The organism is Leptothrix sp. (in: b-proteobacteria), from assembly GCF_965250675.1.
Lineage (GTDB): Bacteria > Pseudomonadota > Gammaproteobacteria > Burkholderiales > Burkholderiaceae_C > Sphaerotilus.
This window is the reverse complement of record NZ_CBDFPH010000001.1, coordinates 498,741-511,013: the sequence shown is the minus strand read 5'-3', so window position 1 is coordinate 511,013 and position 12,273 is coordinate 498,741. Positions and strand designations below refer to the sequence as shown.

The 12,273-nt window shown below is 69.3% G+C and carries 11 protein-coding genes; 9 read left to right on the top strand and 2 right to left on the bottom strand.

All coding sequences use genetic code 11. From position 1 onward, the window contains the following. The first annotated feature begins 2 nt into the window (after positions 1-2). From era to nagZ, 5 genes are read left to right on the top strand one after another with little or no spacing between them, the layout of a single operon-like run. A complete protein-coding gene (era, locus tag AC5IG3_RS02165) occupies positions 3-1,127 on the top strand; it encodes a GTPase Era (RefSeq protein ID WP_491904632.1) in 1,125 nt (374 codons plus the stop codon). A gap of 4 nt (positions 1,128-1,131) precedes the next feature. Continuing rightward, positions 1,132-1,953: a DNA repair protein RecO gene (recO, locus tag AC5IG3_RS02160; protein ID WP_491904631.1), complete on the top strand. Its 822-nt coding sequence runs from the start codon at positions 1,132-1,134 to the stop codon at positions 1,951-1,953. 18 nt (positions 1,954-1,971) lie between these two features. Next, positions 1,972-2,763, top strand: coding sequence for a pyridoxine 5'-phosphate synthase (locus AC5IG3_RS02155; RefSeq protein ID WP_491904630.1), 792 nt, complete (start codon positions 1,972-1,974; stop codon positions 2,761-2,763). 12 nt (positions 2,764-2,775) lie between these two features. Beyond that, positions 2,776-3,171, top strand: coding sequence for a holo-ACP synthase (gene acpS / locus AC5IG3_RS02150; RefSeq protein ID WP_491904629.1), 396 nt, complete (start codon positions 2,776-2,778; stop codon positions 3,169-3,171). Between the two features lie 25 nt (positions 3,172-3,196). Further along, positions 3,197-4,309 (top strand): beta-N-acetylhexosaminidase, encoded by a 1,113-nt coding sequence (nagZ, locus tag AC5IG3_RS02145; RefSeq protein ID WP_491904628.1) that lies wholly within the window; start codon positions 3,197-3,199, stop codon positions 4,307-4,309. 100 nt (positions 4,310-4,409) lie between these two features. Here nagZ and AC5IG3_RS02140 read toward each other — a convergent pair whose 3' ends face one another. Further along, a complete protein-coding gene (locus AC5IG3_RS02140) occupies positions 4,410-7,556 on the bottom strand; it encodes an Rne/Rng family ribonuclease (RefSeq protein ID WP_491904627.1) in 3,147 nt (1,048 codons plus the stop codon). Positions 7,557-8,482: 926 nt separating this feature from the next. Here AC5IG3_RS02140 and AC5IG3_RS02135 point away from each other — a divergent pair. The 4 genes from AC5IG3_RS02135 to AC5IG3_RS02120 are packed head-to-tail and all read left to right on the top strand — an operon-like array spanning position 8,483 to position 11,593. Next, on the top strand, positions 8,483-9,445 hold the full coding sequence (locus AC5IG3_RS02135) for an RluA family pseudouridine synthase (protein WP_491904626.1): 963 nt from the start codon (positions 8,483-8,485) through the stop codon (positions 9,443-9,445). Next, positions 9,442-10,119, top strand: coding sequence for an HAD family hydrolase (locus AC5IG3_RS02130; RefSeq protein WP_491904625.1), 678 nt, complete (start codon positions 9,442-9,444; stop codon positions 10,117-10,119). The genes AC5IG3_RS02135 and AC5IG3_RS02130 overlap by 4 nt, the downstream gene beginning before the upstream one ends. Before the next feature lie 22 nt (positions 10,120-10,141). Further along, the gene (locus AC5IG3_RS02125) at positions 10,142-10,528 is read left to right on the top strand and encodes a Rieske (2Fe-2S) protein (RefSeq protein WP_491904624.1); all 387 of its coding nucleotides are present in this window, start codon (positions 10,142-10,144) and stop codon (positions 10,526-10,528) included. Between the two features lie 39 nt (positions 10,529-10,567). After that, positions 10,568-11,593, top strand: a complete 1,026-nt coding sequence (locus AC5IG3_RS02120; protein WP_491904623.1) for a S49 family peptidase — start codon at positions 10,568-10,570, stop codon at positions 11,591-11,593. 50 nt (positions 11,594-11,643) lie between these two features. Here the strand turns inward: AC5IG3_RS02120 and AC5IG3_RS02115 are convergent, their stop codons facing one another. Further along, on the bottom strand, positions 11,644-12,261 hold the full coding sequence (locus AC5IG3_RS02115; RefSeq protein ID WP_491904622.1) for an SCO family protein: 618 nt from the start codon (positions 12,259-12,261) through the stop codon (positions 11,644-11,646). Positions 12,262-12,273 lie beyond the last annotated feature (12 nt).

Sequence of the window (12,273 nt, the reverse complement as noted above, 5' to 3'; positions counted from 1 at the left end):
CCATGACCGCCGACGCCCTGCCGATCCCCCCCGCCGCACCCGCTCCAGAAGCCGCCCCTGAGACCGAAGACACCTCCGCACCCGACATCTCCATCCACGAAGATGACGTGCTGGACAGCTTCTTCAAAACCAACGGCAACGCCGACGATGAAGACGCCGAAGACCACGACGAATATGAAGGCGACGAGGACGACGCTGACGGCGACGCCGACAGCGCCGAGCCGGTCGACCCCAGCGACCAGCGCTGCGGCCTGATCGCCATCGTCGGCCGGCCCAACGTTGGCAAGTCGACGCTGCTCAACACGCTGATCGGCCAGAAGGTCAGCATCACCTCGCGCAAGGCGCAGACCACGCGCCACCGCATCACCGGCATCAGCACGCAGGGCGACACGCAGTTCGTCTTCGTCGACACGCCCGGCTTCCAGACCCGCCACACCGTGCGCGGCACGTCGGCGCTCAACCGCAACCTCAACAAGACGGTGCAGTCGGTGCTGGGCGATGTCGACCTGGTGCTGTTCCTGGTCGAGGCCGGCAAGTTCGGCAGCGATGACGCCAAGGTGCTGGCGCTGATTCCGCCCGGCAAGCCGGTGTTCCTGGTCGCCAACAAGCTCGACATGGTCAACCGCCGCTCCGACCTGCTGCCCTGGCTGCAGCAGATGCAGACGCGCCACCCGTTCAACGAGTTCGTGCCGCTGACCGCCACGCGTAAGGACGACGCCGAGCGCCTGCTGGGCATCATCCGCCCCTACCTGCCCGAGCAGCCCTGGTACTACGACGCCGACGCGCTGACCGACCGCAGCGACAAGTTCCTGGCCTCCGAGCTGATCCGCGAGAAGCTCTTCCGCCTCACCGGTGACGAGCTGCCCTACACCTCGACCGTGCAGATCGACAAGTACACCGAAGAAGGCCGGCTGCGCCGCATTGCGGCCACCATCATCGTCGAGCGCGATTCGCACAAGGGCATCGTGATCGGTGAAGGCGGCGAGCGCCTGAAGCGCATCGCCTCCGAAGCCCGCTCCGAGCTGGAACGGCTGACCGATGGCCGGGTCTTCCTGGAGATCTGGGTCAAGGTCCGCTCCGGCTGGGCCGACGACGAACAGCGCCTCAAGAGCTACGGCTACGAGTAAACCGGTGGCCACGCGCCGTGCCCCGCCGGCGCCGCTGGCCGCCTTCGTGCTGCACCACCACGACTGGAGCGAATCCAGCCTGATCCTGGAGCTGTTCACGCGCGACCAGGGCCGCATCGCCGTGATTGCCAAGGGCGCCAAGCGGCCGTACTCGCAGCTGCGCCCGGTGCTGCTGGCCTTCCAGCGCCTGAACGTGGTGCTGGGCGGCAAGCCGGGCAAGTCGACCGGCCCGGCCTCGGGCAGCAACACTGGCAGCACCACCGACATCCACCTGCTGCGCAGCGCCGAATGGGCTGGCGGCAGCGCGATGTTGAGCGGTGCGGCGCTGCTGGCGGGCTTTCACGCCAACGAGCTGCTGCTGCGCGGCCTGGCCCGCCACGACGCCCACCCCCACCTGTTCGACGCCTACGCCGATACCCTGCCCGCGCTGGCCGAGGCCGAGCACGACCCGACCGACGCCCCCGCCCGCACCGCTGCCGCGCTGCGCGCCTTCGAGTTGTGCCTGCTGGCCGAAACCGGCGTGCTGCCTGACCTGGCCTGCGTCACGCTGACCCAGCAAGGCGTGCAGGCCAGTAGCCGCTACCGGCTGGAAGCCGAAGCCGGCGTGGTCACCGCCGCCCCCACCGACGCCAGCCTGAGCGGCGCCACGCTCGCCGCGCTGCAGGCCGCCCTGTCGGCCAAGGATATGGCGGCACTGCGCACGGCCTGCCGCGCCGCGCCGCAGGAGTTGCGCGTGCAGCTGCGCCACCTGCTTCACTATCATCTGGGCACCGCCCGGCTGCGCACCCGCGCCCTGATGGCCGAGGTACAAAAGCTCATCGCCTGACCTGGTCCCACACTCCTGATGAATCCACTTGTCGCTCCCGAGTCGCATGTCCGTGGTGGTCGCACCGCGCTGTCGGTCAACCTCAACAAGGTCGCGCTGCTGCGCAACACCCGCCATCTGGGCATCCCGAGCGTGACGCGCGCCGCGCAGATCGTGCTGGAAGCCGGCGCGCAAGGCATCACCGTGCACCCGCGCCCGGACGAGCGCCACATCCGCGCGCAGGACGTGGCCGAGCTGGACGCGCTGCTGAAAAGCTGGCCGCAGGTCGAATACAACATCGAAGGCAACCCCTTCCACAACCTGATGGACGTGGTCCGCGCCGTGCGGCCGCACCAGGCCACCTTCGTGCCGGACACGGTCGGCCAGTTCACCTCCGACCACGGCTGGAGCTTCCCGGCCGACTTCGAGCGCCTGCAGGCGGTGGTGGCCGAAACGCGCGCTTTAGGCGTGCGCGTCAGCCTGTTCATGGACCCGATCCCTGAGCAGATGCGCGCCGCGCGCGACGTGGGCGCCGACCGGGTCGAGCTCTACACCGAGGCCTACGCCAGTGCCTGGGGCACGCCGCAGCAGGACGAAGTGCTGGCGCGCTACGTGCGCACTGCTGAAGCCGCGCTGGCGGTCGGCCTGGAGATCAACGCAGGTCATGACCTCAACCGCGACAACCTGAGCGATTTCCTGCGTGCCGTGCCCGGCGTGCAGGAGGTGTCGATCGGCCACGCGCTGATCGCCGATGCGCTGGAACTCGGCTACGCCGACACCGTGCGCGCCTACCAGCGCAGCATCCAGAACGCCTACGCGCCGCAGCGCTGATCCGGGCGAGTCATGATTTTTGGCGTCGGCACCGACATCTGCGACATCCGCCGCATCCGCGCCACGCTGGCGCGGCGCGGTGACCGTTTTGCCGAGAAGGTGCTTGGGGCCACCGAGCTGCAGGTCTTCCACGCCCGCCGCGCCCGGGTCGAGGCGCGCGGCCTCAGCTACCTGGCCACCCGCTTCTCGGCCAAGGAAGCGTTCTCCAAGGCCATCGGCCTGGGGCTGCACCAGCCGATGAGCTGGCGCGCCTGCGAGATCGTCAACGCGCCGTCGGGTCAGCCCATCATCCGCTTGCATGGCGAGCTGGCGGCCTGGTTCGAAGCCCGCCAGTTAGTCGCCCACGTCAGCCTGACCGACGAAACCGACTACGCCACCAGTTTCGTGGTGGTTGAAACACGCGCCTGACACCTCACCCGAGAGATTCCCGCTCATGCACACCCACGCTCCTGTCGTGCTGGATATCGCCGGCACCACGCTGACCGCCGACGACCGCCGCCGCCTGCAGCACCCGCTCACCGGCGGGCTGATCCTGTTTGCACGCAACTGGCAGAGCCGGCACCAGCTCACCGCGCTGATCGCCGAGATCAAGGCCGAACGGCCCGATGTGCTGATCTGCGTCGACCACGAAGGCGGCCGCGTGCAGCGCTTCAGGACCGACGGCTACACCCACCTGCCGCCGATGCGCGCCCTGGGTGAGCGCTGGATGCGCGACGGCCAGGCCGGCGCGGGCAGCGGCGCCATGGCCGCCTGCGATGCCGCCACAGCCGTCGGCCTGGTGCTGGCCAGCGAACTGCGCGCCTGCGGCGTCGACCTGAGCTTCGCGCCGGTGCTCGACCTCGACCACGACCGCAGCGGCGTCATCGGTGACCGTGCCTTTCACCGCGACCCGCGCGTGGTGACGATGCTGGCGCGCAGCGTGATGCACGGCCTGCTGCAGGCCGGCATGGCGCACTGCGGCAAGCACTTTCCCGGTCACGGCTGGGCGGCAGCCGACAGCCACGTGGCCGCGCCACGCGACACGCGCTCACTCAAGGCCATCCTGGCCGACGACGCGCTGCCCTACGCCTGGCTCTCGACCAGCCTGACGGCCGTGATGCCGGCCCACGTGGTCTACCCCAAAGTCGACGCGCGGCCGGCCGGTTATTCATCGCGCTGGCTGCAGGACATCCTGCGTGAGCGGCTCGGCTTCACCGGCGCCGTCTTCAGCGATGACCTGAGCATGGAAGCGGCCCGCCGCGTGCCAGGCGTGCAGGATGGTGCCGTGTTGAGCTACACCGACGCCGCGCTGCTGGCGCTGCAGGCTGGCTGCGATCTGGTGCTGCTGTGCAACCAGTCCCTGGGGGCAGTGGGCGGAGGCAGCGCCATCGACGAACTGCTCGACGGCCTGAGCCAGGCGCAGGCCGACGGCCGCTGGCAAAGCCAGCCCGACAGCGAAGCCCGCCGCCTCGCCCTGCTGCCCCAGACCCCGCCGCTGCCGTGGGACGACCTGATGCACCACGCGCCCTACCTGCACGCGCTGGACCGGCTGGCCGAGCTGGGCTGATCGCCACCGCAGCACAGCCGCTCTGAAATAGAAAAAGCCGCCGGGGTTTGCGCCCCGGCGGCTTTTTTATCAGCTCAGCGAGCCGTCCTGGCGCGCGCGATCAGCTCCGGTCCGCCTCGAAGGGCAGCGTGATCTGGCTCAGATCCTTGCGGGTCTCGACCAGCACCAGCGGACCGTCATCGACCAGCACCACGGGCTTGATCTCGCGCGGCACATGCACCGGCGCAGGGGTGTTGGCGATCGCCTGCTGCACGGCCTGAACCTTGGCTGCGTCGCTGTTGACCCACTCCAGGCCCACGTTGCGGGCCACGGCGGCCAGATCGTCCAGCGCCAGCACGTAAGGCTGTGCGGGCGCAGCCACCGGGGCCGCCACTTCGATCACGGCGGCAGGCGCCGCAGCGACCGGTGCAGGAGTTGGGGTTGGGGCAGCCACAGGCGCCGGCACGAACGCCGGTGCCGCAGCCACTTCGGCCACGACCGGAGCGGCGACTTCAGGCACGACCGCAGCGACAGCCACATCAACAGCCGCAGCGACCGGCGCCGGTGCCGCGACTTCAGCCGCAGGCGCAGCCTCCACCGGCGCCGCCGCCACGACCGCTTCCGTCACGCCGGACTCGGTCCAGGTGGTGTCGGCAGCGGGGGCGCCGCCTTCGACCGTTTCTGCACCTTCACGGCCACGGCCACGGCCACGGCGGCGACGGCGACCGTCGCGGTTGGCATCGGCGTCCTGCTCGGACGCTTCGCCTTGCGGCGCATCGACCGCATTCGAGGCCGTCACCGACTCATCGGCAGCCGCAGCAAGGGCAGACACCGGCAACGCAGCCTCAGCCGACTCCGGCGCAGCCGCACCCTGCTCGTCACGACGACCGCCGCGCTCACCACGACCGCCGCGACCACCACGGCGGCCCCGGCGTGCATCGCGCTCGGCGTTGGCGGCATCACCGCCTTCAGGCGCGATGGCCTGGAGGTCATCGGCAGCCGGCGCGTCGGTCTCGACCGCGTTCAGTGCGACCCCCTCGGCCGCAGCCGGGCGGCGCTCACCACGCGGCGGACGCGCATTGGCGGGTGCAGCGGTTTCGCCGTTGATACCGGCATTCACGCTGACGTTGGCCACGCCTTCGGCGTTGCGCTCACGACGCTCGCCACCGCGCTCGCCACGTTCACGGCGGCGTTGCTCGTTGCCGGTCTCGCGCGGCTCGCGGGGTTCACGCGGTTCGCGGGCCTCGCGCGGGGCAGCGGCCTCGGGCTTGGCGGCAGCTTCGCCACGCTCGGCGCGCTCACCACGGCGCTGGCCGTCACGGCTGCCCCCTTCACGGCCGCCCTCACGTCCACCTTCACGACGACCGTCGCGACCACCTTCACGGCGACCACCGCGCTCGCCACGGCCATTGCGGGCCGGGGTTTCGCCGTCCTTGGCCGGCTCGGCCGCGACAGCAGCCGCAGCCACCACCACCGGCGCCGTCACCAGCGCGGCAGGAGCCGGAGCGGCAAACAGCTTCTTGATCCAGCCGAACAGGCCACCACCGGTGGCCGGTGCGGCCACCGGCGCAGGGGCCGGCGCAACCGGAGCCGCCACAGGCGCGGCAGCCACCGGGGCCGGGGCACGAACCACCGGCTCAGGCTTGGGCGGTGCGACCGGGGCGGGCTGATCGGGCAGCACGCCCTTGATCATCGGCTCCTGCTTGGGCTTGACGTTCTTCTCGCGGCGGGTGATGCCGACGTCCTCTTCCGGCTCCTCGATCATCGCGTAGCTGGCGCTGAGGTTTTCCAGACGCGGGTCGTCGTGGCGCAGGCGCTCCAGCTTGTAGTTGGGCGTGTCGAGGTGCTTGTTGGGCACCAGCATCACGGTCACGCGCTGCTTGAACTCGATCTTGGTGATCTCGGTACGCTTCTCGTTGAGCAGGAAGCTGGCCACCTCGACCGGCACCTGCACGTGCACGGCCGCCGTGCCTTCCTTCATCGACTCTTCCTGGATGATGCGCAGCGTCTGCAGCGCGGAAGATTCGGTGTCGCGGATGTGGCCGGTGCCGTTGCAGCGCGGGCAGGTGATGTGGCTGCCCTCGGACAGCGCCGGGCGCAGGCGCTGGCGGCTGAGTTCGAGCAGGCCGAACTTGCTGATGGAGCTGAACTGCACGCGGGCCCGATCCTGGCGCAGCGCGTCGCGCAGCCGGGTCTCGACCTCGCGGCGGTTCTTGCTCTCTTCCATGTCGATGAAGTCGACCACGATCAGGCCACCCAGGTCACGCAGGCGGCACTGGCGGGCGATCTCGTCGGCGGCTTCGAGGTTGGTGCGGGTCGCGGTTTCCTCGATGTCGCTGCCACGCGTGGAGCGCGCCGAGTTGACGTCGACCGAGACCAGCGCCTCGGTGTGGTCGATCACGATCGCGCCGCCCGAGGGCAGGTTGACCGTGCGGCTGAAGGCGGTCTCGATCTGGTGCTCGATCTGGAAGCGGCTGAACAGCGCGGCGTCATCGCGGTAGCGTTTGACGCGGTCGGCCGTGTCGGGCATGACGTGCAGCATGAACTGCTTGGCCTGCTCGTAGATGTCGTCGGTGTCGATCAGGATCTCGCCGATGTCGGCGGTGAAGTAATCGCGGATCGCACGGATCACCAGCGACGACTCCTGATAGATCAGGAACGCACCCCGCCCGCCCTTGGAAGCGTCGTCGATCGCGCTCCAGAGCTTGAGCATGTAGTTCAGGTCCCACTGCAGCTCGGGCGCGCTGCGGCCGATGCCGGCGGTGCGCGCGATCAGGCTCATGCCCTTGGGGTATTCGAGCTGTTCGAGGTTCTCCTTGAGCTCCTCGCGGTCCTCGCCCTCGATGCGGCGGCTGACGCCACCGCCACGCGGGTTGTTGGGCATCAGGACCAGGTAGCGGCCCGCCAGGCTGACAAAAGTGGTCAGCGCGGCGCCCTTGTTGCCGCGCTCTTCCTTCTCGACCTGGACCAGCAGTTCCTGGCCGTTGTGGATGACGTCGGAAATCTTGGCGTCACGGACCGAGACACCTTCCTTGAAGTAGCTGCGCGAGATTTCCTTGAACGGCAGGAAGCCGTGGCGGTCTTCGCCGTAGTCGACGAAGCAGGCTTCCAGCGAGGGCTCGACGCGCGTGACGACGGCCTTGTAGATGTTGCCCTTGCGTTGCTCGCGGCCCTCGATTTCGGTCTCGAAATCAAGCAGCTTCTGGCCGTCGACGATCGCCAGGCGGCGCTCTTCGGGCTGCGTGGCATTGATCAGCATGCGTTTCATGCGTTGTCCTTCTCTTGCAAACATTCATGTGTTGAATGCACGAGAACAGCGCAGCAGAACCGTGAAGGAATCGCCCTGGACTGCGCGCGCGGGGGCCGGGAGGGCCTCAGTGACGCAGCGTTGGCGCGTGTGCGATCGACGAAAACGAAGTGGCGGCGCCTGAATCGGGCCCGCAGCGGTAGCCGCGGGGTTGCCAGAGGGTTCTCCGGCCTTGGGGTCCGCTGGTGGGCGGACGCACAAGCGTCCTGCCGCTCCGGGCGCGCCAGACGGGCGCACCACCGCGCCCGGCGCCAGCGGCGCGGGGGAACGGAATGGAGCGTGGGGACAGGGATTCGGACATCGCGCAAGCGTTGAGTATCGAAACGCAAACTGCAGCAAATGCCATCGGACCCGCCCAGGCGCATGAAGCGCCCCGGGCTGGACCGGGCACCGTGCTGCAGCCAAAAAAACCTTGTGGTGGCTCTGACAGCGTGGTCTCTGGTGCAAGGCTGCTGCATCCGCCCCCTCACCTTGGGAAGGGGCACCATGACGGCAACACTGCACTGCATCGGCCTTGCAGGCCTGCGTCCCGCGCACCAAATGCGCCGGGCCCCAGGCCTGCTCTCCCCGCTCGACGCTGCCGTGTCGATGTCTTGCCCCTGCTGGAGCGGCGACCTCGGCCCTCAGGCCGCATTCAGTCACGCACCCCGCCTCAGCCTCGGAGCGCAGCCTGATGCTGGCGGCGCCCGGTAAACTCAGACAAATCAAACACTTACAGCACGAACGTGGAGCATCGGATTATAAGGGCAAAGCCTCGCCGGCCCGCCGGGACAACGTCCCGGATCAGCGTGCCGGCGGCACCCGGTGCGCGGCGCCCCGCACCCCCGCCCACACCGCCATCCCCGCGAGCGGCCACGCCACCGCCTGCACCGGATCTGAAACCCGAAGTGAAATACCTGACGGTCGATGACGGCAGCGCCGGCCAGCGCCTGGACAACTTCCTGCTGCGCGAGCTGAAAGGCGCGCCCAAGACGCTGGTCTACCGCGTCATCCGCAGCGGCGAGGTGCGCGTCAACAAGGGCCGCGCCCACGCCGACACCCGCGTGGAAGTGGGCGACGTGGTGCGCGTGCCGCCGCTGCGCCTGACCGAGCGTGACCCCACCACCGCACCCGCCCCGGCACGCGAATTCCCGCTGCTGTACGAGGACGAGCACCTGCTGGTCATCAACAAGCCCGCCGGCGTGGCGGTGCACGGCGGCTCGGGCGTGAGCTTCGGCGTGATCGAGCAACTGCGCCAGGCGCGGCCGCAGGCCAAGTTCCTGGAGCTGGTGCACCGGCTCGACCGCGAGACCTCCGGTCTGCTGCTGATCGCCAAGAAGCGCAGCGCGCTCACCGCGCTGCAGGAGCAGTTCCGCCAGCGCGAGACCGGCAAGACCTACGCCGCGCTGGTGATCGGCCGCTGGCCGGCCAGCCAGAAGGTGATCGACGTGGCGCTGCACAAGTACCTGGACGCCGCCGGCGAGCGCCGTGTGCGCGCCGTGCCGCAGGACGCCGAGGAGGGCCGCCGCTCGATCAGCATCGTCCACATCGTCAAGACCTTTGCCGACTACAGCCTGCTCGACGTCACCATCAAGACCGGCCGCACCCACCAGATCCGCGTGCACCTGCTGCACGGCGGCCACCCGATCGTGGGCGACGACAAGTACGGCGACTTCGCGCTCAACAAGTCGCTGGCGCGCGGCGAGGCGGTGCCGGGCTGCCGCTTCGAGCGCATGTTCCTGCACGCACGCCGGCTGGCCTTCGACCACCCCGCCACTGGCGAGCGCATCGAGCTGGCCGCGCCGCTGCCGCCAGAATGCATCGCCCTGCTGCAGCAGCTGTCACCGTCCACCACGACAATTCCGACATGAGCACCCCCGACGACTTCCGCCCCCGCCGCTACGACCTGATCGTGTTCGACTGGGACGGCACGCTGTTCGACTCCACCGCGCTGATCGTGCGCAGCATCCAGGCCGCCGCACGCGACCTGGGCGTGACCGTGCCCAGCGACACCGACGCAGCCTACGTCATCGGCCTGAGCCTGCTCGACGCACTGCGCCACGCCATGCCCGGCCTGCCCACCGAGCGCTACCCCGAACTCAGCCAGCGCTACCAGCATCACTACTTCAGGGAGCAGCACCAGGTCACGCTGTTTGCAGGCGTGCCCGATCTGCTGCAAGCCCTGCGCGAGCGCCAGCACCAGCTGGCCGTGGCCACCGGCAAGAGCCGCCGGGGCCTCAACGAGGTGCTGCGCAGCGCCGAGCTCGGTCACTGGTTCGAGGCCACCCGTACGGCCGACGAGACCGCCTCCAAGCCGCACCCGCAGATGCTGCACGAGCTGATGGCCGAACTCGACGTGCCACCCGAGCGCACGCTCATGATCGGCGACACCACCCACGACCTGCAGCTGGCCCGCAACGCCGGCGCCGCCAGCGTGGCTGTAGCCTACGGCGCGCATGAGCCCGCCGCGCTGCACGACCACGGCGCGCTGCACGTGGCGCACAGCGTGGCCGAGTTGCAGGCGTGGCTGATGGCAAACGCCTGAAAAGCGCCCGAGAAAGCACCTCATGACTGCGTCATCCCCCGCCGCCGGCATCCTGCTGTGCGCCTCGACCGATCTGGCCGAGAGCGGCAAGGCCCACCTCTTCAAGCTGTTCGAGTACGGCCTGCCGGCGCTCGGCTTCGCGCTGCGCTACCAGGGCCGGGTCGTCAGCTACCTCAACCGCTGCGCGCATGTGCCCACAGAACTGGACTGGCAGCCGGGCGAGTTTCTCGACAGCCAGCGGCGCTGGATCATCTGCTCGATCCACGGCGCGCTCTACGAGCCCCACAGCGGCCACTGCGTCGCCGGCCCCTGCGCCGGCCGCACCCTGCGCCCGCTGGACGTGCTGGAGCGCGACGGACAGGTCTATTGGTATCCTGCCGAGCCTTACACCCCCGCCCTCGCGGACTGAGTTTCCCGTCCCCGCCGCATGGCCTGCGGCACGCCTCCCATGAACCCGTCTGACGAATCTTCCACGCCTTCGCCCGAAGCTGGCGCACCGCTGGCCGCCAGCGTTGCAGCCCCGGCACCCGCGGCCACACCGGCCGCCGCGCAACCCTCTGCCAGCGATCGCCTGCTGGAGCAGTTCGCCCGCGAATACCTGCAGGAGCGCCGCAGCGCCCGCCGCTGGCGCCTGGTGCTGCGCACCGGCTGGCTGCTGGCCGCGCTGGTGATGGCCTGGGCTTTTGCGACGCAGAACATGCACGGCAGCGCGCCCACCAGCCCACACACCGCGCTGGTCGAGCTGCGCGGCGAGATCGCCGCCGACACCGAAGCCAGCGCCGAGTTCATGCTCTCGGGCATCCGCAGCGCCTTCGAGGACGAAGGCGCCAAGGCGGTGGTCATCCGCATCAACTCGCCCGGCGGCAGCCCGGTGCAGGCCGGCATCATTCACGATGAAATCCTGCGCCTGAAGGCCCTGCACCAGAAGAAGGTCTACGCCGTGGTCGAGGAAAGCTGCGCCTCGGGTGCGTACTACGTGGCGGTGGCCGCCGACTCGATCTACGTCGACAAGGCGTCCATCGTCGGCTCGATCGGCGTGCTGATGGACGGCTTCGGCTTCAGCGACGTCATGCAGAAGGTCGGTGTAGAACGCCGCCTGATCACGGCGGGCGAGAACAAGGGCCTGCTCGACCCGTTCTCACCGCAGTCGGAAAAGCACCGCGCCTACGCGCAGGCCATGCTCGACCAGATCCACCGCCAGTTCATCGACGTGGTCAAGCAAGGCCGTGGCGAGCGTCTGAAGGAAACGCCCGAGACCTTCAGCGGCCTGTTCTGGAACGGCGAAGAGGCCGTCAAGCTGGGCCTGGCCGATGCGTTCGGCAACCTCGACTTCGTCGCCCGCGAGGTGGTGCAGGCCGAGGACATCATCGACTACACGCCCAAGGAAAACGTGGCTGAGCGTCTGGCCAAGCGCTTTGGCGCCGCGATGGGCGCCGGGGCCATCAAGGCGTTGCAGAGCGCCACGATTCGCTGAAAAGCACGGCGTCGTGCGGACCCGGTCGGGACGGCACGACGCCGCTGGGTTCAGGCCAGTTCGAAGCGAATCATCCGCGCGATCGCGCGGCCCGGCGTCATGGTGTTTGCGTGGCCCCAGCGCACGCGCGGCTCGTCGGCCACGACGGCCGAGCCAGCGTGGCTCAGCAGGTCGTCGCCCGGCTCGTCGCTCAGGAAACCCAGGCCGCGCTGCACCCGCTCGACGTTGGCGGGCGCGCCGGTCAGGAAGGTCCAGCGCTCGTCGATGCCATGCATCTTCTTGTAGGCGCGCAACTCGGCGGGCGTGTCGGTCAACGGCGTCAGCGAGATCGAGACAAAGTGGATGTCGCGCGCCAGGTCACCCAGCCGCGCGCGCGCGTCCATCAGGTTGCGCGTGGCGGGCGTGCAGATGTTGCTGCACACCGTGTACATCACGTTGATCACGACCTTGCGGTCCTTGACGATGTCGTCGTAGAACCGGACCGCGCGTCCGTCCTGGTCGACCAGCGGCACATTGGGCAACCGCCGCTGGCGGATCCGCTCACGCGGATCGTCCACCGCATACGCCGTGCGGGACGGCACGGTCGACGACACGGCAGCCGCCACGGCGAACGCACCACCGGCCACGGCGGCGCCCAACAGGCCGCGTCTCAAGGCATTGAATTGCATGGGCTTCTCCCG

Coding starts and splice junctions, on each gene's coding strand:
- AC5IG3_RS02115 (WP_491904622.1), bottom strand. CDS start 12,261: ATGCAATTCAATGCCTTGAGACGCGGCCTGTTGGGCGCCGCCGTGGCC.
- AC5IG3_RS02130 (WP_491904625.1), top strand. CDS start 9,442: ATGAGCACCCCCGACGACTTCCGCCCCCGCCGCTACGACCTGATCGTG.
- AC5IG3_RS02125 (WP_491904624.1), top strand. CDS start 10,142: ATGACTGCGTCATCCCCCGCCGCCGGCATCCTGCTGTGCGCCTCGACC.
- AC5IG3_RS02155 (WP_491904630.1), top strand. CDS start 1,972: ATGAATCCACTTGTCGCTCCCGAGTCGCATGTCCGTGGTGGTCGCACC.
- acpS (WP_491904629.1), top strand. CDS start 2,776: ATGATTTTTGGCGTCGGCACCGACATCTGCGACATCCGCCGCATCCGC.
- AC5IG3_RS02120 (WP_491904623.1), top strand. CDS start 10,568: ATGAACCCGTCTGACGAATCTTCCACGCCTTCGCCCGAAGCTGGCGCA.
- era (WP_491904632.1), top strand. CDS start 3: ATGACCGCCGACGCCCTGCCGATCCCCCCCGCCGCACCCGCTCCAGAA.
- AC5IG3_RS02140 (WP_491904627.1), bottom strand. CDS start 7,556: ATGAAACGCATGCTGATCAATGCCACGCAGCCCGAAGAGCGCCGCCTG.
- nagZ (WP_491904628.1), top strand. CDS start 3,197: ATGCACACCCACGCTCCTGTCGTGCTGGATATCGCCGGCACCACGCTG.